This is a genomic window from Sulfurimonas sp., assembly GCF_029027405.1.
Taxonomy (GTDB): domain Bacteria; phylum Campylobacterota; class Campylobacteria; order Campylobacterales; family Sulfurimonadaceae; genus Sulfurimonas.
This window is the reverse complement of the sequence record NZ_CP093396.1, coordinates 1,161,818-1,180,221: the sequence shown is the minus strand read 5'-3', so window position 1 is coordinate 1,180,221 and position 18,404 is coordinate 1,161,818. Positions and strand designations below refer to the sequence as shown.

Genomic DNA, 18,404 nt, shown 5'->3' with positions numbered 1-18,404 from the left:
ATTAGCCTTCTAAAAAGTTTTTAAATTGTTCTAGTTGTTCTTGCGTTCTAACTGTTGCTGTTCCACCTGCTGAAGTTCTTGCATTCATAGAATTTTTTAAAACTAAGTATTCTAATACATCTTCATTTATTCTGTTATCTATCTCTTTAAGATATGATAATTCTATATCACTTAAATCAATTTTTAACTCTTCACTCTTAGCAACTGCATGACCTGTAATAAAGTGTGCTTCACGAAATGGTATATCACACTTCTCAACTAAATAATCAGCTAAATCTGTTGCGGCTAGATGCCCTACACTACAAGCACTTCGCATATTATGAGCTTTTACTTCCATAGTTTTTATAGCTTCTTTTAAAATTTCTAAAGAGATAAGAGCCGTATCAACTGAATCAAAGACCCCTTCTTTATCTTCTTGTGTGTCTTTATTGTAGGCTAAAGGAAGACCTTTCATAACGGTTAAAAGTCCCATTAGAGAACCATAAACTCTACCTGTTTTCCCTCTTAAAAGTTCAGGAACATCTGGATTTTTCTTTTGTGGCATGATTGAGCTACCTGTTGAGTATTCATCACTAAGTTCAACAAAACCAAACTCATAACTTGACCACATTACAAGCTCTTCAGAAAGCCTTGAAATATGCATCATCATGGTAGAAATATTAAACAAAATTTCTAGTGCAAAATCTCTATCACTTACTGTATCTAAACAATTTACACTAACACTATCAAATCCTAAAAGCTGAGCTGTCATATCTCTATCTACATTATGAGGAGTCCCAGCAAGTGCTGCACAACCTAGAGGAGATACATTGTTTCTTTTATACGAGTCTTCAAATCTTACTATATCTCTTTTAAACATTGAGAGATATGCTCCAAGATGAAAACCAAAGTTAGTTGGTTGAGCATGTTGAAGATGTGTCATACCAGGGATAAGGGTAGTTGTGTGTATCTGGGCTACAACTAAAATCTCTTTCATTAAAAGCTTAAGTGCATCTACTACATCAAGATTTCTTTTTAAAACCCATCTACGAAAATCAACAGCAACTTGATCATTTCTACTTCTTGCAGTATGAAGTTTTTTACCAGCATCACCTATTAAAACTGTCAATCGCTTCTCAATTGCCATATGTAAATCTTCATCAGATATATTCCATTCAAATTTATCTGACTCTATCTCAGCCATAACTTGATTTAGTCCATCTGTAATTTGACGAAGTTCTTCTGTTGTTAAAATTTCTTGTTTTGCAAGCATCGCTGCATGAGCAAGAGAACCTTCAATATCTTCTTTATATAACTTTCTATCATACATTATAGATGCATTAAACTCATCTAAAAGAGAAGATGCACTGGCCGAAAAACGACCTGACCACATTTTATCCATATTATTTCCTCATATTTTTATAACTGATAATCTTTGTATAGTTCTTCATCTAAATCCCACAAGCCTTTTTGCTTTAAACTAGCTACAACTTCTTTAGTACAATCAACATCATCAGGCCACTCACGAGTAAAGCCATCTACGCTGCTTTTATTTGTACCATCAATTCCAACCATAAGACCTGATATAAATACATCTCTTAATGCGTCCATGTTGTTTGTAACACGCCAAATAAGCATATATGGATTTAAAATATCATTATTTTTTTCATCTACAAAAATAATAATTCTAATATTTCTACTAAGACTTACAAGTGCTTCAAAATACTCTTTTGCATTTTTACTCTTATCAACACTAATCACAGTTACAGGATTTTTAGTATGTCTCATATACTGATGTACGCCAGTAGCATCTGGAACAATTTCTTGAATCTTATCTAATAGTTCTTCGTCACCTAAAAGCTGAGGAGCTTCTACATTATGTGCAGCTGTTGCATCTATACCTAACTTTCCTCCAACTAATGTTTCTGGAGAAGAGTGATCAAGTGCGTCTAAAATTCCTTCAGAAATAAACAATGTTTTAGGCGTAAATCTATTTAAAATATAAGTACTTAAAGATTCATAATTATTCAGCTTTGGAGAGTTTTCATCTAAAAATATTGCATGTTTAACAAAACTCATCTGCCCTGCACCCCAAAAAGCGTGCATAAACTGTTTAGCATGTCCTTTATAATGTGGTTGCATCTTTGCTAATATTAGATTATGAAAACCCGCATTTTCGGGCATGTGATAATCAAGTAAATCCGGAACTGTAGTTTTTAAAAGTGGAAAAAATATCTTACCAGTAGCCCAACCCATGTACTTATCTTCTAAAGGTGGTTTCCCCACAACTGTTGCTAAAAATGTTGGTGCTTTTTTTGTAGTTATTGCACTCACTTGCATAACTGGATATGGTTCTTCTAAGGTGTAGTAACCTGTATGATCACCAAAAGGACCTTCGATTTTCATCTCTTGTGTATCAACCCATCCTTCTATCACATAATCAACATCTTTAGGAATATAAAGAGGTGTTGTTAAAGATTTTACTAGTTGCGCTGATTTTTTTGTAATTAACCCATACATAAGAAGCTCATTTACACCATAAGGTAAAGGAGCAGTTGCACACCAAGTATAAAGCGGGTCACCTCCAATAGCAACAGTTACAGGCATCTTCTTCCCAGCTTTTTGATACTGATCAAAAAAGTGAGAACTATCTTTATGAATCTGCCAGTGCATTCCTAGATGCTCTTTATCATAAACTTGAAGTCTGTACATTCCAAGGTTCACAAGTTGTCCATCTAAGCTTTGCGTATAAACTTGTCCCATCGTAATAAATGGACCACCATCTTGTTCCCAAGTTGTTAATACAGGAAGTTTATAAAGGTCTATATCTTCATTTAAATATATTTTCTCTTGACAAGAACCCCTACCTTTTAAGCGTTTTGGAAAAATATTTTTTAGTGAAAAAAGCTCTTTTGCCATAGATACTTTATTCATAAATCCTTCTGGTGGTTTCATATGAAGAAGATTTGTTATCTCATCTGCAACAGACTCAATAGTACGACCAAAAAGCAATTCACATCGTTTGTATGAACCAAAAACATTCATAAATATATCTTCACTAAATCTTGTATCACTTTTTTTATCTACAACATTCGTAAAAAGAAGAGCCTTACCTCCATTTTTTTTCTTTACTTCAGCATATGCTAGATGCGGAATTTCAAGATATATATCTAACTCAGCATCTATAACTGTTAATTCATTATTTTGTTTTAGAAGTTCTATTGTTTTTTTCATACTTTACTCTTTTCTTACAATCTTTGTGGCATCTCTTCTTTAAATGCTACTTTTTGTGCATTTTTTAGTAAATCTAAAGCACCATTATCTATCATTTTTTTAGCAAGTTTAGAGCCTAAATCTTCTGACTCACTAACATTTACAACTACTTTTTCTTGCATAATATTTGTTCCATCTGAAAAACCTAACATTATTCTAAATGTAATAACATTATCTTTCATTACAGCATTACAAGCAACAGGAGCTGAACACCCTGCTCCAATTTTAGATATAAAATCTCTTTCTATTTGTGTACAAATAAAAGTATTTTCATCTTTTAAACTCTGGGCTATCTCTCTTACTTTTTCATTACCACAAACTATCTCTATACCAAGAGCGGCTTGCCCCATTGGAGGTATCATCATATCAAGGGAAAGTTTTTGTGTAAAAGGAATATCTTTTAATAAGTCTAATCTTTTAAGACCTATCCATGCTAAAATGATTGCGTCATACTGACCTTCTTCTAACTTTCTAAGTCTAGTATTTACATTTCCTCTTAAATCTTTTACCTTTAAATCTGGACGCTTTTGTAAAAGTTGCATTCTTCTTCTAAGGCTAGTTGTTCCAACTACTGCACCTTTAGGTAAATCTTCAAGTGTTGCGTGAGTATGTGAAAGATAAACATCACTTTGGTCTTGTCTTTGCGTTACTGCAACAAGTTCTAATCCATCTGGAATATATGTAGGAACATCTTTTAAACTATGAACTGCCATATCAGCATTTCCAGCTAACATTTCATCTTCAAGTTCTTTTGTAAAATGCCCCTTACCACCAATCAAAGCTAAAGGTTTATCTAAAATTTTATCACCATTACTTACAATCTCATTTAGTTGAACTTCTATCTCTGGAAACGATGCTTCAACTCTTTCTTTTATGTGGTAAGCTTGCCAAAGTGCTAGCTGAGAGACTCTTGTTGCAATGACTAACTTTTCCATCTACTTAATTTCTCGAAATTTTCTTTTTGTTTTATCTAACTTTCCATCAAAAAATATAGTAGGTGTTCCACTAACCATAACTGAATCAGCCACAAATAGGTCATGTACTATATGCTTTTTTACAGCATCTGAGTTTAAGTCTGATGGTTTAATATTTGTCTTCATTACAGAGTTAAAAGCTGCTAATATTTTTTTAACATCTCTTTCTTTTGCATCTACATTCACTTTATAAAGTTTTAAAACAACATCTTTTTTACCTTGAAGTTCAGCAACAACTGCCGCTTTTACTAACTCAACAGCTGCTGGATGCAAAGATGGAAGTGGAAAATGATAATAATATATTGCAAATTTATTTGGTTGCTTTTTCATATAGTTTATAGCTTCTGGTACATAGTTTCTACAAAACGGACACAACGGGTCTGAAAATATAGCTACTTTGTGTTTTGCATTTTCATTGCCATAAATAAGATTTGCTTTTTTATAATATTCTGGCTTAAAAGATGGAGAAACTAATTCTTTTAAACTAATACCTGATTTCATATCTACAAAATCTTGTGTCATTATTTCACCGTTACTAAACCAAATCATCTTTTGCTTTACATTTCTATTTTTAGGTTTTGCTTTTAAAGTAGCATCTACACTTACAACAAAAGCTTCCCAGCCTTTTAATTTTTCCACAGGAACTCTATGCTCAACTTTTACCTTTAGTGCAACAATATTTGGATTGCCTTTAAACGATTTTTTTAGAAAATTTTCTATATCTTTATTTAATATAGTCGCATTTAATAAACTACTTAGTAGAAGTGTCGTCGCTAATAATTTCAACATCAATGACATCTGAATCCTTTTTTATATTTTTTTGTATATGTTCTTCTTGCTTTTGTGCTTCATAATTACCAGCATTAACATTGTATCTTGTTACTAACATGCTCGTAAAAACGCTAAACTGCATTAAAGCACCTATGGCATCTGTTAAAAAACCCGGTATTATAAGTAGTATTGCTCCTATAATTGTAAACAGATTTAACCTTTTAAACTCTCGTAAGTCAATAGCATGATAAGAAACCGCAGTTATGTTTTGAAGTAATGTTTCTCTGAAATTCATAAGAAGATATATTCCTATTGTAGCCGTCAGTATAATTTCAAAAAATGTAACCAGTCCACCTATGGCAGATGATACATTAACCGAAATCAATACTTCTAAAAAGAGATAAATTACAAAATATTTCATCTTATATAAGTTCCATTATTTTATCAAAAACTTCATCTTTGTTTACAGAGGTTTTCTCTTTTGTTTTTCTATCATAAATTTGCACGAGACCGTTAGCTAACTCTTTTCCTATTATAACTGTGAAAGGAAAACCAATGAGTTCAGCATCTTTCATTTTAAAGCCAAATCTCTCTTTTCTATCATCAATCATAGTTTCTACTCCAGACTCTACGAGTCTAGAGTATAACTCTTCACCCAACTCCACTTGGGGTGCTTCTTTAATATTTGAAACCATTACATTCACCATGTATGGTGCTGTTGATTTTGTCCAGATGCAACCATTTTCATCATGATTTTGCTCTATCACAGATGCTATTAGGCGACTTACCCCTATGCCAAAAGTTGCCATTTCAAATGGTCTTGGTTTTCCATTTTCATCATTAAAGTTTGCTTCTAATGCCGTAGAGTATTTAGTTCCAAGTTGGAAGATATGTCCAACTTCTATGCCCTTTTTAAAACTAAGAACTCCACCACAAGAACATTTTTCTTCTATGTTTTTTGTTTGTAGTTCTTCATAAGTAAATTCATTATATTCATCATCTATGCTGTCAATAGTTTCAATATTTGCACCATAAGCACAACTGTCACAAATCACAATAGTATCTTCACCGCTATCTGCTAAAACATGAAACTCTTTACTTCCACTTCCACCAATAGCTCCACTATCAGCTTGAACTACTCTAAAATCAAGACCAAGTCTAGTAAAAATATTTTTATAAGTTTGCTCCATCAAGCCAAACTCTCTAATCATGTCCTCAGTAGATGCATGAAAAGAATAACCATCTTTCATCAAAAATTCACGACCTCTCAACAAGCCATATCTAGGTCTAGCTTCATCACGAAATTTTGTATTTATTTGGTATAAGTTTAGAGGTAAATCTTTATAACTATTTACTCTATTTTTAACCAACTCAACCATAGCTTCTTCATTTGTAGGACTCAGAACAAACGAGTTTTGATGTCTATCTTGTATGCGAAGCATCTCTTTGCCCATATCATCTGCTCGACCACTTCTGTCCCATAAAGCCATAGGAGTAACAAAACTAAGTTGCACTTCTATACAACCAGACTTATCTAACTCTTCTTTTACAATAGCTCTAATCTTGTCTAAAACAATTTTGCCCAGTGGCATATAGTTGTAAAGTCCTGCTCCTTGTTGGTTAATAAAACCCCCACGAACTAAAAACTGATGTGATGGAAGCGAAGCATCTGAAGGTACCTCTTTTGTTGTAGGGATAAAGGCTTTACTTCTTCTCATTTACTTGATCCTTGAATTACATTTAATGCATGTTCACATTTGTATTTATCTGGCATCTCTACATTTTCATCTGCTTTAATTAAAAACTGCAAGGCACCTGTTATCATATCTGACTTTGATTCTTCAGACACACTTCTCATCTTTGAGGTCATATTATGTAAAAAGCGTTTAACAACTTGCTTTGCCATTTTATGAACTTCTTTTTCATACTCTTTTGGAATATAGCCATTATTTAAAACTCGTTCACTCTCTAACTTTGCGGCTTCAAATGCTTTTGCATATATTTCTTTTATCATCGGTTCTATATTTAGAGTGTCTAGCCATTCAAAAAATGCAACTGTACTTCTTCCGATAATTGTATGTGCTTTTCTAGCTTCTTCTTCTCTTAGACCTTTATTCTCATCAACAATAGTTTTTAAATCATCAACTTGGTAAAGATTAATTCGTTCACCTTTATGATAGTTTATATCTCTAGGAAGTGCTAAATCGAACCAATATCTATCAAAATCACATGGTTTTATGATGTCATCTGTTATGATAGGAACGGGTGAAGATGTAGCTGTAAAAATTATTTCAAACTCATTTATAACAGTATGAAGTTGGTCAAAATCTAAAAATTTAGCTCCGCACTCCTGGGCTAAAATGTCAGCTTTTTCTTTTGTCCTGTTCATAATGTAAACATCCGCACCATTAGAAACCATGTGTTTAGCTGTGATTTGTGACATCTCACCTACACCAATGATAAGAGTCTTTTTTCCTTCTACGCTATCCAAAACAGATTTTAGTTTTGCAACTGCTACACTCGCAATGGAAACAGGTTTTGATGAAATCTCTGTTGCATTTCTAACTTTTGCCGCACATTTAAAAGCATTATGCATTGCACGAGCTAATTTTTGACCACAAAAACCATTGTCATATGAAAATCTAAAAGCATCTTTGAGTTGTCCTGCGATTTGTGTTTCACCAACAACCATAGAGTCAAGTGAAGATGCAACCATAAACAGATGATGAATAGCACTACTATCATCATAAATATCAGCACGACCTTCCAACTCTTCGATGCTGATACCAACTCTATCTGTCAACTTTTCAAAAATATGTTGTGTCGCACCAACTATATCATTACAGCTACAAAATATTTCCATTCTGTTGCAAGTTGAGATAAGTATACTTTCATTGATTGATGGACTTTCATTAAGTTTTGTTAAACATCCGTTTAAATGTTCTTTATCTGGATAAGATAATTTTTCTCGTATCTCTTGAGGAGAATTTTTATGTGAAAAACTTATATTTAAATAATGCATTAGTAACTTCTTTTTATCATTGTTTTTAATATCTCTATTAAGGCAACTTCATCTTTTACGGCAAGCATTGCCTCATTAGATAATGTCTTAGCCAATTCGTATGATTTTTCAATACTTTTATGCTCTTTCATTTTTTCTTTTATCCAAAGAGCTTCTTTGGCATCTATACTTTTTGCATGTGACTTTTTCAGTCTTTGTTTGTCCTCTTGGTTTAATTCTTTGTAAAGATGAATGTAAGGAAGTGTACATTTACCTTCTACAAAGTCATTCATAGCAGGTTTTCCAAGTGTTGCAGGGTCTGAAGTAATATCTAAAATATCATCTATTATCTGAAAAGAAAGACCAAGGTTTTTGCCATAGATGCCATAAGAGTGTGCATCTTTACCAGCTAAAAGTGCAGATGCGTAAGCTGCTGACTCTATGAGGGTAGCAGTTTTAAGATAAAGCATTTTTAAGTATTTATCTTCATCTTCATTAAACTCTTCCGCCATTTTCACATCTTGCATCTCTCCACAAGAAAGAGAAGTAACAGAAGAAGCGATACTCTTAGCTATCTCTTTGTCAAACTGCACAAGTTCACTAAAAGCTTTTGAATACAGAACATCTCCTAGCATTACAGCAGTTTTACTTCCATCAGTTGCATTTACAGATGCTACACCTCTTCTTGTAAGTGCTTCATCTATCACATCATCATGAAGCAAACTTGCACCATGAATAAGCTCAACTATTGCAGCTAAGAGAGGAGCACTTTTTTGTTCGGGTGCAATTTTTAAGATTAGTTTTGCTCGTAATCTTTTACCACCACTAAGCATATCAAAAAGGCGAGTAACCTCGTCATAATCAATCTCTTTTATCAGTCTTTGTATTTCATGCTCTACTCTTTGCATCAACACCTCTTTAGTTATTCTTCAAATATTTTAAATTAACTGACATACTTTTATCAGACAGAAGTAAGTCAAATATTGCTTCATCTTTTTCAAAATCAAATTTTTTAAATTGTACTAATAAATAAGGAACCTTGTAATAATCAGCACCTTTAGGTTTTAGCACAACTCTAAAACTTTCATTTTTATATCTAAGATAAAGAATATTTTGTGCTATTACTCTGTCGTAAGAACGATGAATAATTAACCCATCATTTTTATACAATGTCCATCTAAATTTCAATAGTTTAGAAACTGAACCATATTTTACAAGAATTTTCTTTACTTCATCTTTTTTTAAAGATACACTAACTATATCTCTAAACTCGTCCGCGTGAACTACGCTAACGCTTAGCACTAAAAAAAGAAAAAATTGTAAAAAAATTTTCACTTTATCTACTCACTTTTTGAAACTATTTCACCCATCAACTCTATACATAAACTCTTCATTTTATTTTCAACTTCATCACGATCACTTCCCATAAATCTTGAGATTTTATCATCATAATCTTCACCAAGTTCTTTTTCTAAAATAAGTTCCATAGCGGCTCTTCTTCTTATAAAATTTGTTAAGTCAAATCTAACGACATCGTTGTTCGCATTGAATATTATGTCCATCAACTTACTCTCAGGAGAACCCATAAATATATCATCTTCATCTTCAAATAATCCGTACATTTTAAACCTTAATTATATTATTTAATTGCGATTATATCATCACAATGATAATAACAGCTTAACTTCTTTTTAGTTACTATTTTTTCTATAAGTGGAAATTCATTCACAATGGAGTATATTTTTAAAACTAACATGTTGAATTTAATGATATAATATACAAATTATATTATTAGTTAAGGTGTGTAAATGAGAGCAGTTATATTGATATTACTTTTTCTTTCCGTAGTAAATGCCAGTAATAAAAATAATCAAGATCGATATGAGGATATTCAATACTATCAATTAAATAATGGCTTAGAAGTATATTTACTTAATGATGAAAAGTCTGAGAATACACAGATTCGTATCAAGATAAAAGTTGGAAGTGTTGTAGAGGATGAAAAAACATTAGGACTTACTCATCTTCTAGAGCATCTTGTATTTCGGGATGAAAGGATACCACATAGAGATTATATGGATTATATTCTCGAAGAGGGTGGTACTTATGTTAATGGCTACACAAGACGTTATGAAACAGAGTATACTGCAACCATAGATAGTAAGCATTCGTATTGGATTACAAAGACTTTTGCCAAGATGCTATTTGATAAAAAAGTCACAAACTTAGATTTAGAAGTAGAAAAAGGTGCTCTTCAGACGGAAATAGGAGAGTATCAATGGTACAAGAAAAAAATTTCTAATCTTCTAAGTACTTTAAAGTGGATTGCCCCACCTAAAGAAAATATACATAGAGACGAGTTTGGACTAAAAAGTATAAAGCCTTCGCTTCCTCTATACCTATCACAACAAAATAATAAAAATTTTTCATTAAAAAGAGTATTACAGCATTACGATACTTACTATTATCCTGCAAATATGTGTTTAACGGTAGTTGGAAATTTTGATATACAAAAGATGAAAAAAGTTATTGAAAAAGAGTATGGGCAGTATGATAAAAGTGGAACTAAAAAAGCCATCAAACCACTGGAAAATCCTACTTTAAATAAAAATAATTATAAACGTTATTATGAAGGTTTAGACAAAAATGCTGGCTATATAGGTGCAAAGTATTTACAAGATAATTATAAAAAGTATCTTATATTAAGTGCATATACTAATAATGTTGCACTACGTATTCAACAACATCTACGTAATAAAAATGGTAATACCTACAGCGTGCAAGCAAATATGTTTACTGATAGAAAAGCAGGTATCGCAAGTATATATTTTGATGGCTTAGGAGATGAGTTTAACAATAATATTAAATATGTTAAAGAGGCTTTTTTAAATGATGTCTCACATCTGAGTGATTCTACAATTGATGATGCTTTAAGAAAATATGAGACAGACTTTTATACTTCAATAGAACATGATAGTAAATCTTTAATGTCACTTGTAAATACTGCACAATACTTGCGTGATGAGCAAAATATTACTGACAATACAGCCCATCAGATATTTCACTCTATAACACATGATGAATTTCGTAAAGTAGTTCAAAATACATTTACAACAGAAAATGGGTATGAAATAATTTATCGTGATTATTATTTCTTTCCATTTGAAATGTTTATATTGAGCCTATTACTAATGATTTTATTGGCTATCGTTTATTTTAAGATGCATCGTATTGATTATTATCAAAAAGGTTTAACTTACACAAAAAGGGAAGTTATACTAAACCGTAGGCTATCAAATCGTTTTTTAGGTTTTTTAAAATTCCTATTTGTATTTTTATTAGCTTCACTTATCTGGGAATGGATTAAATATCTTCTTAGTAAATTTTTATTAGGAGACCCATATTTTATTTATACAGTAAATGTCCCTTATAGTTATATTGTGACGGTTATGGACGGGATATTTTCGATTATAATATTCTTGATTATTTATAGGTATGCATTTAAGTATTATGCCCAGTTAGATATTGACAAGGAAAATATGTATCTTATAGGTAATAATATTACTGTCGTCTCTAAAGATATGATTGAAAAAATTGATGTTGTAAAATGGAGTATAAGTAAATTTATAAAGATTATTGGTTCAGCAATCTTTTTTTGGAAACCATTAATCGAAGTTAAGTTGAAAAATGGTAACACCTTTTATTTAAGAGCCAGTAATGCAGAACATTTAAAAGAAGATTTACATAAATATTTAAATTTAGAATAATATACAACTATAATAATAGAAAAAGGAGAAGTGTAATTAGAGGGAGTAGCAATATTCTACTGAACTATCTCAGTACCAACGCCTTCAGAGGTAAAAAGTTCTAGTATCATTGAGTGTTCTAGTCTTCCATCAATTATGTGAGCTTTTTTTACTCCACCGTCTATGGCTTCTAAACAAGCATCTACCTTTGGTACCATTCCACCATTTATAGTTCCATCTGCTTTATGTGCTTCTACCTCAGCTTTTGTAAGTGTTACGAGGAGTTCTTTGTCTTTGTTTAAAACACCTGCTGTGTCTGTTAAAAAGATAATTTTATTTGCTCCTATTGCTTTTGCTACATGAGATGCACAGAGGTCTGCATTTATGTTAAACCCAGGATGTCCCATCTCTTCTCCAGCTGCTATTGGAGCGATTACAGGTACAAACTTATCAGCGATAAGTTTTGAAAGTACTATTGGTTTAACAGCATTGATGTTTCCAGTTAGTCCCCATTTTGCAAAATCTTTTGCTTTTGCAGTTATAAAGTGAGCATCTTTGCCACTTATACCTATGGCTTTTGCTCCATGAGAGTTTAGCAAAGATACTATCTCTTTGTTTATCTCTCCACTTAAAATCATTTCTGCTATTCTCATAACTTCTTTAGTTGTAACTCTTTGTCCATCTATAAACTTTGTTTCTATATTTAGTGCATCTAGCATCTCAGTAATTTTACTTCCACCACCATGAACTATAACAGGCTTAATCCCAACAAGATACATAAGTAAAATATCTTCAGCAAATTTTTCTTTTAGTTTTGCAGATGTTTGTGCTGAACCACCATATTTTATAACTACTATCTCATTTCTAAACTCTTTTATAAAAGGCAATGCCTCAAGTAGAGTCTTTACTGTTTCTATCTTTTTTTGCACTATTTATTCCTATATTGGTCTATTTTATCAAATATTTTTTGTTCGGCTTTTACTTCCAAATCAAGTAAAGATATTGGTAATTCAAAAGCTTTAATCTTTACATAATCTTTGTAAGTTACTAAAAGAGTGTCTGATTTATCTTTTATTAAAATCTCTTCTAACTCTTTTTTTTTGTAACTGTAATGGTCTTCAAAATAGTTCTTACTTACAACTTCAGGTAAAAACTCATCCAATCGTGATGGTCTTGCTATGGCTGTTACTAATGACATTTTAGCACTTTTATTTTTAAGTTCTACTAGCCTTGTAAAATCTTTGTTTTCTTTTAGTACAAAAGCCTCTTTAGCGTTCCAAAGTTTCTCTCTAAAAGCACCTGAAGGAAGACAACTTTTGTTATCTATTTTTACATCAATAATAAAGTCTAATTTTTTTATATCATGCTTTGAGTAGGCATCATCTAAAAAAACTATCTTTGCTCCCATTTTCTTAGCCTTTAGTATCGCTTTTTTTCTATCTTCACTAACTATAACCATTGCGCTTGGGAGTTTATGTGCGTATATCATAGCTTCATCGCCACTAACACCGACATCGCACAAGATTTTATCCCTATCTTTAACAACTTGTAGACCTTCACTACCTCTTCCATATCCACGAAGGATTACGCAAACATTTTCATATTTTAAAGCAAGAGCAGTTACGAGTGGTGTTTTTCCACTTCCACCAACACTTAAGTTTCCAATACTAACAATATCTATACCAAAATCTATTTGTTTTGAAGTTTTAAATCGGATAAACATACCAAAGCAGTAAATCCAACTTAGTGGAAGTAGTAAAGTAGAGAGTAATTTTTGAAGTAAAGTAGGACTATAAAAATACTGCTCAACCAAAAAAACTAAACTTTTCTTCAAAGTTATTAAACTCTAGTTTTTGCTATTTGTTTTATTTTATCGCAAACAAATTTAACATCTTTATCATCCATACTTGAATAGATAGGGATAGATAATATTTGCTGATAGCTTTGTAGGGCTTTTGGAAAATTGTTAATTTTTAAAGAGTACTTTGCTTTGTAGTAAGTTAAAAGATGAAGTGGAATGTAGTGAAGCCCACACTCCACACCTACTTTTTTAAGCTCTAGTGCAAAAGAGTCACGATTTTTATCTACTTTTACAATAAACAAAGAAAAAGGATGCTCTTTATTTGACATATCTGGTAAGGTTATATGCGCCGTACCTTCAAGACTTCCACTGTACATACTTGCTATCTCTTTCTGTCTTGCTAAATTTTTATCTTGTTTTTTTATTTGAGCTCTAATATAGGCAGCATCTAACTCACTCATAGAATAATTATTGCCAATATCTACAACATCATAAATATACTCTAAAGCATCTTCATCACGCTCGATTGCATGGTTACTTAAAAGTCTTGCTCTCTCCATGATTTCATCATCATCAGTTACAAGCATCCCACCATTACAAACGTTCTTCTTTAAGTGAGAAGAGAAGTTAAAACAGGTAATGTCTGCACCAGTAGATCCTATTTTTACACCATTAAAAGTTGCACCTAAGGCTTCACTTGCATCTTCGACTATTTTTACATTATAAATCTTAGCAATTGAGTAAAGTCTGTCTAAGTCTACACTTAATCCACCAATATGCGTAACTATAACTGCCTTTAATTTTTTAGATTGATTGTCTTCAAGGTAAGTTTCTAGTAAATCTAAGTTAATATTATAATTTAGAGGCTCTATATCTATAAAAATAGGTTCAGCATCAAAGTGGCGAACAACTTCTGGCAAACTTGGATGCGCATTTACACTACAAACAACTTTGTCCCCTCGTTTTAAATCAAGCGCTAACATTGCCAAGTGAAGTGCAGAAGTTCCATGAGAAGTTGCTAGTGCATATCCCGCTCCAATATATGAAACAAATTCATCTTCTAATTTAGAAACTTGATTTAAATCTTCAGCATCTAATACATCTGCTACATTACTATGTTCTTCTCGTCCGCTATTATATTTATTAAATGGTATTTTCATAATCATATTCCTTGATTTTATTTCATAAAATGAAGGAAACCCTTCATCTATTTACACGGTATCGGAACTAGTCCCAACACCTACGCTAACGCTTAGTTTACCTCAGCGGTAAGCTCATCGCACAAGTGCGATTTTTACAAGGTTATATCTCTAGGATAGTTAAAATCATGATTTATAGTTCTTGAAGTTAGCTTTGCAATAACAGGCATCTTTCTCTTAAAATGATTACGAAAAATTCGCCCTATTATCATGTCTAACATCTTAGCATTTATACCTTTTTCAACTATCTCTTCTTTTGTTAACCTATCTTCAACATAAAGCTTCATTGCCGCGTCAAGTTGTGCATAAGTGTACCCCAAATCTACTTCATCACTTTGTCCATCCCATAAGTCAGCAGATGGTGCTTTATCAATGATGCTTTGTGTTACACCTAAATATCTTGCTAGTTCATAAACTTCACTTTTATAAAGGTCGCCTATGGGGTTTATGGCACTTGACAAGTCACCAAAGAGCGTCCCGTAACCCAACATCAACTCACTTTTGTTACTTGTTCCTAAAACTAAAGCATTTTCTCTTGCAGAGATATCAAAAATTGTTGACATTCTCATGCGAGATGAAAAGTTTCCTTTTCTTAAATTTTCCATATTTGGGTTTAACTTTTCATATGCTTTTAATAAAGTTGCAATAGAAGCTTCTTCACATCTCATACCAAAATCATTACAAAGCGCATCTGCATCATCTAAAGAGCTTTGAGATGAGTAATGAGAAGGCATTTTAACACAAAGTAAATCATCTTGAAAAGCTTTGTGTGCTAAAACTGCTACAACAGCAGAATCAAGTCCACCACTAAGACCTAAAACAACTTTTTTAATACCAGTTTTACGAACTTCATTGTCTAAAAATCGCTCTAAATAATCTGATATTTGTGAATATTTATTCATGCTTTTATTAAACCTTTAAATTTCTTTAAGAAAAGACATTATAACTAAATTTAGTAACTAATTAGTTCCACTATTTATATAATTTTGTTACAATCAAAAAAAAAATCAGGAAAACTTATGCAGATTAAAGTTCAAGCTATGGGTGTTTACCAAACAAATTGCTACATTATCACTGTTAATGATAAAGATTTTATAATAGACCCAGGCGTAAATGCGACTGACTGGGTTATGAAAAATGTAACAAACCCCGTTGCTATTTTAAACACGCATGGACATTTTGATCATGTTTGGTCAAATAATGAGCTTCAAAAAAAACTAAACATAAAGCTCTACACTCCAAAAGGTGATGTTATGCTACTAAAAGAAAGTAGTTGGATGCCAGACCTTCCTCCCTCTACTCCAGATGTTGAAGTAGAGCCAAATGAAGAGTTAGACTTACAAGGAGTTAAGATTAAATTTCACCACTTTCCTGGACATTGTCCAGGCTGTTCTATGATAGAAATAGGGGACGCTATGTTTAGTGGTGATTTTCTTTTTGAGCGTTCAATCGGGCGAACTGATTTTCCATACTCATCTCCATCTGATATGAAAGATAGTTTAGAGAGGTTTAAAAAATTTGATTTTGATAAAACTCTTTACCCTGGACATGGTGGAACTACAACCATAAAACAAGAACAGCAATATGCTGATTATTGGATAGGACAACTTTAATATGAAAGACCATTTTGAAAAAAGAGCAAATGGCTGGGATCAAGAAACAAGAAGAACTAATGGTGCTAAAAAAATAGCAGATGCTATTTTTGAGAAAATAAAATTAACATCAAAAATGGAAGTTTTAGACTTTGGTGTTGGTACAGGACTCCTTGGCTTTGAAATAGCAAAAAAAGTACAACAAGTTTACGGTGTTGATACTTCCCAAAATATGCTTGAAAAACTAAAAGCTAAAAACACTCCTGAGCTTAACATCCAAACTTATTGTCAAGATATTGTGAAAGAACCTCTTAAAAGAAAATTTGATGGTTTAGTTAGTTCCATGACTCTTCATCATGTCCAAAATCTAAAACTATTTTTTAGCATAATATATAAAAATTTAAATGATGAGGGTTTTATAGCTATTGCAGATTTAGAAAAAGAAGATGGAAGTTTTCACTCGGATAATGTAGGTGTATTTCACTTTGGTTTTGATGAAAAAAAATTATCTGAGATTGTAACAAATGCTGGTTTTACTCATGTTAAATTTGAAAATATAAATAACATAAGTAAACCACATAAAAAATTTGGAATTTTTTTACTAACAGCTAAAAAAACAAGCTAAGATTAAGCTTCTTCATCAAGAAGTTTTAATTTTAGAACATGCCTTTCAGTTATAACAGTTTTGAATTCTCCTTCAAAAACTTTTATATCTAAAACATATCCTTCTACATGAACATTTCTTTTTCTTCCTTCTTTATGTCTTACCTTTGCTATAAAACTCACTTCATCAGAAAATTTAACAGGAGATAAAAATTGACAATCGCTTCCAACAAGAACTACATTTTTTTCATTTACAGCAAGCATCGCAGCATAATCTGCAGCACTAAAAACAAAACCTCCATGCACTAAACCTTCATCATCAGCAACCATTTCAGAAGTAGTAATTAATTTCGTTTGAACATAGCCTTTTTCTAGTTTAATAACCTCACCAACTAAATCTCTATTTATTGATTCATGTGTATTTATTTCAACAAGATGTTCCTCTCTTTCTCTATAATCATCAAGTTCTAAATCTTCATCATTTAGCTCTTCTTTTTGGAGCTTATTTTTATTTTCACTCATTTTTTCTCCTTAATCAATTTAACATATACTCTTTGTGGAGCAGAATAGCCTTCTATCGTTTTTGTTTTATCATCTTTATCTAAAAAGTCTTCCAATGATTGTCCTTCTATCCAAGGTGTTCTTCTCTGCTCTTGGGCATCTGTAGTTGAGGTTTCTAAAACTTCAAAACTACTAAATCCTGCTCTTAAACACCAGTTTTTAAGCGCAGGTATGGTAGGTACAAAATATATATTTGGTATTTTAGAATAAGATGACTCTGGGCATAAACACATCTCCTCTTCTCCATTAATATAAAAAGTATCTAATATTACTTCACCTTTATTTTCTAAACCTTTAAATAGTGACTTTAGCATCGCTACTGGATCACTTCTGTGATAAAGAACGCCTAAACAAAAAATAGTATCAAACTTCTCATCGTAAATCTCTAGATGCTCAACACCAAGCAACTCATAAACTATCTTACTCTTTACAAAATGATTTATAAAATCAAACTGCGTTTTATATAAAGGAGATGGGTCAAAACCAACTAAAAGTTTCGGTTTATCTTCTTGCATACGAAAGAGGTAGTAACCATTATTACATCCTATATCGGCAACTTTCTTATCTTTTAAATTAAAATGCTTTCTCAAAAGATTGTATTTTATATTGCTTTTCCACTCAGCATCTATATGTGTGTCAAAAAGTTCAAATGGACCTTTTCTCCAAGGCATCATCATTTTTGCAATATTTGTTATATTGTCTTCTGTTTTTCCACTTACTTTAACCACATCACCAAGTTCAACATCAAATGAGCCTTCCTTAAGTAAACTCAGTGCTTCTTGAAGAGGTTTTATATTTTTCCAAGTCATCCATTTTTGTCTATCTTCTTTTAAATCTTTTAAGTTCATTTTATTCTTTATATATTTAAATTTTTGTATAATTGTATCCAAATACTCATAGGAAC

The 18,404-nt window shown here is 31.9% G+C and carries 19 protein-coding genes; 3 read left to right on the top strand and 16 right to left on the bottom strand.

The window, feature by feature from the left end:
* Window position 1: 1 nt before the first annotated feature.
* From argH to MOV42_RS05495, 10 genes are read right to left on the bottom strand one after another with little or no spacing between them, the layout of a single operon-like run.
* Window positions 2-1,381 (bottom strand): argininosuccinate lyase, encoded by a 1,380-nt coding sequence (gene argH, locus MOV42_RS05540; RefSeq protein ID WP_324172782.1) that lies wholly within the window; start codon window positions 1,379-1,381, stop codon window positions 2-4.
* Window positions 1,382-1,398: 17 nt separating this feature from the next.
* Window positions 1,399-3,213 (bottom strand): menaquinone biosynthesis decarboxylase, encoded by a 1,815-nt coding sequence (locus tag MOV42_RS05535; protein WP_324172781.1) that lies wholly within the window; start codon window positions 3,211-3,213, stop codon window positions 1,399-1,401.
* 14 nt (window positions 3,214-3,227) lie between these two features.
* Window positions 3,228-4,187 carry a hydroxymethylbilane synthase gene (hemC, locus tag MOV42_RS05530; protein WP_324172780.1) on the bottom strand — a complete coding sequence of 320 codons (960 nt, stop codon included), beginning with the start codon at window positions 4,185-4,187 and terminating at the stop codon, window positions 3,228-3,230.
* The gene (locus MOV42_RS05525) at window positions 4,188-5,024 is read right to left on the bottom strand and encodes a DsbA family protein (protein WP_324172779.1); all 837 of its coding nucleotides are present in this window, start codon (window positions 5,022-5,024) and stop codon (window positions 4,188-4,190) included.
* A complete protein-coding gene (locus tag MOV42_RS05520; RefSeq protein ID WP_321778599.1) occupies window positions 4,978-5,418 on the bottom strand; it encodes an FxsA family protein in 441 nt (146 codons plus the stop codon). Before MOV42_RS05520 ends, MOV42_RS05525 begins: the two co-directional genes overlap by 47 nt.
* A 1-nt stretch (window position 5,419) precedes the next feature.
* Window positions 5,420-6,715: a proline--tRNA ligase gene (gene proS, locus MOV42_RS05515; RefSeq protein ID WP_324172778.1), complete on the bottom strand. Its 1,296-nt coding sequence runs from the start codon at window positions 6,713-6,715 to the stop codon at window positions 5,420-5,422.
* Window positions 6,712-8,019, bottom strand: a complete 1,308-nt coding sequence (gene hemA / locus MOV42_RS05510; RefSeq protein ID WP_324172777.1) for a glutamyl-tRNA reductase — start codon at window positions 8,017-8,019, stop codon at window positions 6,712-6,714. The genes proS and hemA overlap by 4 nt, the downstream gene beginning before the upstream one ends.
* Window positions 8,019-8,906, bottom strand: a complete 888-nt coding sequence (locus MOV42_RS05505; protein WP_324172776.1) for a polyprenyl synthetase family protein — start codon at window positions 8,904-8,906, stop codon at window positions 8,019-8,021. The genes hemA and MOV42_RS05505 overlap by 1 nt, the downstream gene beginning before the upstream one ends.
* Window positions 8,907-8,916: 10 nt before the next feature.
* Entirely contained in the window at window positions 8,917-9,333 is a 417-nt protein-coding gene (locus MOV42_RS05500; RefSeq protein ID WP_324172775.1) for a hypothetical protein, read from the bottom strand.
* A 5-nt stretch (window positions 9,334-9,338) separates the two neighbouring features.
* Window positions 9,339-9,620, bottom strand: a complete 282-nt coding sequence (locus tag MOV42_RS05495) for a DUF2018 family protein (protein WP_324172774.1) — start codon at window positions 9,618-9,620, stop codon at window positions 9,339-9,341.
* A gap of 186 nt (window positions 9,621-9,806) precedes the next feature.
* Between MOV42_RS05495 and MOV42_RS05490 the strand changes: the two genes are divergently transcribed.
* Window positions 9,807-11,765 carry a M16 family metallopeptidase gene (locus MOV42_RS05490; RefSeq protein ID WP_324172773.1) on the top strand — a complete coding sequence of 653 codons (1,959 nt, stop codon included), beginning with the start codon at window positions 9,807-9,809 and terminating at the stop codon, window positions 11,763-11,765.
* A 56-nt stretch (window positions 11,766-11,821) separates the two neighbouring features.
* On the opposite strand, the gene argB is transcribed toward MOV42_RS05490, so the two are convergent.
* The 4 genes from argB to MOV42_RS05470 all read right to left on the bottom strand — a co-directional run bounded on the left by argB (window position 11,822) and on the right by MOV42_RS05470 (window position 15,646).
* Window positions 11,822-12,673 carry an acetylglutamate kinase gene (argB, locus tag MOV42_RS05485; RefSeq protein ID WP_324172772.1) on the bottom strand — a complete coding sequence of 284 codons (852 nt, stop codon included), beginning with the start codon at window positions 12,671-12,673 and terminating at the stop codon, window positions 11,822-11,824.
* A complete protein-coding gene (locus tag MOV42_RS05480) occupies window positions 12,673-13,578 on the bottom strand; it encodes a tetraacyldisaccharide 4'-kinase (protein WP_324172771.1) in 906 nt (301 codons plus the stop codon). The genes argB and MOV42_RS05480 overlap by 1 nt, the downstream gene beginning before the upstream one ends.
* A gap of 5 nt (window positions 13,579-13,583) precedes the next feature.
* A complete protein-coding gene (locus MOV42_RS05475; RefSeq protein WP_324172770.1) occupies window positions 13,584-14,705 on the bottom strand; it encodes a DegT/DnrJ/EryC1/StrS aminotransferase family protein in 1,122 nt (373 codons plus the stop codon).
* Window positions 14,706-14,839: 134 nt separating this feature from the next.
* Window positions 14,840-15,646, bottom strand: coding sequence for an NAD+ synthase (locus MOV42_RS05470; RefSeq protein WP_324172769.1), 807 nt, complete (start codon window positions 15,644-15,646; stop codon window positions 14,840-14,842).
* Between the two features lie 117 nt (window positions 15,647-15,763).
* Between MOV42_RS05470 and MOV42_RS05465 the strand changes: the two genes are divergently transcribed.
* Complete coding sequence (locus MOV42_RS05465) at window positions 15,764-16,357, top strand: MBL fold metallo-hydrolase (protein ID WP_324172768.1); 594 nt, start codon at window positions 15,764-15,766, stop codon at window positions 16,355-16,357.
* A 1-nt stretch (window position 16,358) separates the two neighbouring features.
* Complete coding sequence (locus MOV42_RS05460; protein ID WP_324172767.1) at window positions 16,359-16,961, top strand: class I SAM-dependent methyltransferase; 603 nt, start codon at window positions 16,359-16,361, stop codon at window positions 16,959-16,961.
* 2 nt (window positions 16,962-16,963) lie between these two features.
* Here MOV42_RS05460 and MOV42_RS05455 read toward each other — a convergent pair whose 3' ends face one another.
* Complete coding sequence (locus tag MOV42_RS05455) at window positions 16,964-17,461, bottom strand: PaaI family thioesterase (RefSeq protein WP_324172766.1); 498 nt, start codon at window positions 17,459-17,461, stop codon at window positions 16,964-16,966.
* Window positions 17,458-18,360 carry a tRNA 5-methoxyuridine(34)/uridine 5-oxyacetic acid(34) synthase CmoB gene (gene cmoB, locus MOV42_RS05450; protein WP_324173005.1) on the bottom strand — a complete coding sequence of 301 codons (903 nt, stop codon included), beginning with the start codon at window positions 18,358-18,360 and terminating at the stop codon, window positions 17,458-17,460. Before cmoB ends, MOV42_RS05455 begins: the two co-directional genes overlap by 4 nt.
* Window positions 18,361-18,404 lie beyond the last annotated feature (44 nt).

Coding starts and splice junctions, on each gene's coding strand:
- MOV42_RS05525 (WP_324172779.1), bottom strand. CDS start 5,024: ATGTCATTGATGTTGAAATTATTAGCGACGACACTTCTACTAAGTAGT.
- MOV42_RS05505 (WP_324172776.1), bottom strand. CDS start 8,906: ATGCAAAGAGTAGAGCATGAAATACAAAGACTGATAAAAGAGATTGAT.
- MOV42_RS05465 (WP_324172768.1), top strand. CDS start 15,764: ATGCAGATTAAAGTTCAAGCTATGGGTGTTTACCAAACAAATTGCTAC.
- MOV42_RS05455 (WP_324172766.1), bottom strand. CDS start 17,461: ATGAGTGAAAATAAAAATAAGCTCCAAAAAGAAGAGCTAAATGATGAA.
- MOV42_RS05460 (WP_324172767.1), top strand. CDS start 16,359: ATGAAAGACCATTTTGAAAAAAGAGCAAATGGCTGGGATCAAGAAACA.
- MOV42_RS05470 (WP_324172769.1), bottom strand. CDS start 15,646: ATGAATAAATATTCACAAATATCAGATTATTTAGAGCGATTTTTAGAC.
- MOV42_RS05495 (WP_324172774.1), bottom strand. CDS start 9,620: ATGTACGGATTATTTGAAGATGAAGATGATATATTTATGGGTTCTCCT.
- MOV42_RS05490 (WP_324172773.1), top strand. CDS start 9,807: ATGAGAGCAGTTATATTGATATTACTTTTTCTTTCCGTAGTAAATGCC.
- argH (WP_324172782.1), bottom strand. CDS start 1,381: ATGGATAAAATGTGGTCAGGTCGTTTTTCGGCCAGTGCATCTTCTCTT.
- proS (WP_324172778.1), bottom strand. CDS start 6,715: ATGAGAAGAAGTAAAGCCTTTATCCCTACAACAAAAGAGGTACCTTCA.
- MOV42_RS05520 (WP_321778599.1), bottom strand. CDS start 5,418: ATGAAATATTTTGTAATTTATCTCTTTTTAGAAGTATTGATTTCGGTT.
- hemC (WP_324172780.1), bottom strand. CDS start 4,187: ATGGAAAAGTTAGTCATTGCAACAAGAGTCTCTCAGCTAGCACTTTGG.
- hemA (WP_324172777.1), bottom strand. CDS start 8,019: ATGCATTATTTAAATATAAGTTTTTCACATAAAAATTCTCCTCAAGAG.
- MOV42_RS05535 (WP_324172781.1), bottom strand. CDS start 3,213: ATGAAAAAAACAATAGAACTTCTAAAACAAAATAATGAATTAACAGTT.
- MOV42_RS05475 (WP_324172770.1), bottom strand. CDS start 14,705: ATGAAAATACCATTTAATAAATATAATAGCGGACGAGAAGAACATAGT.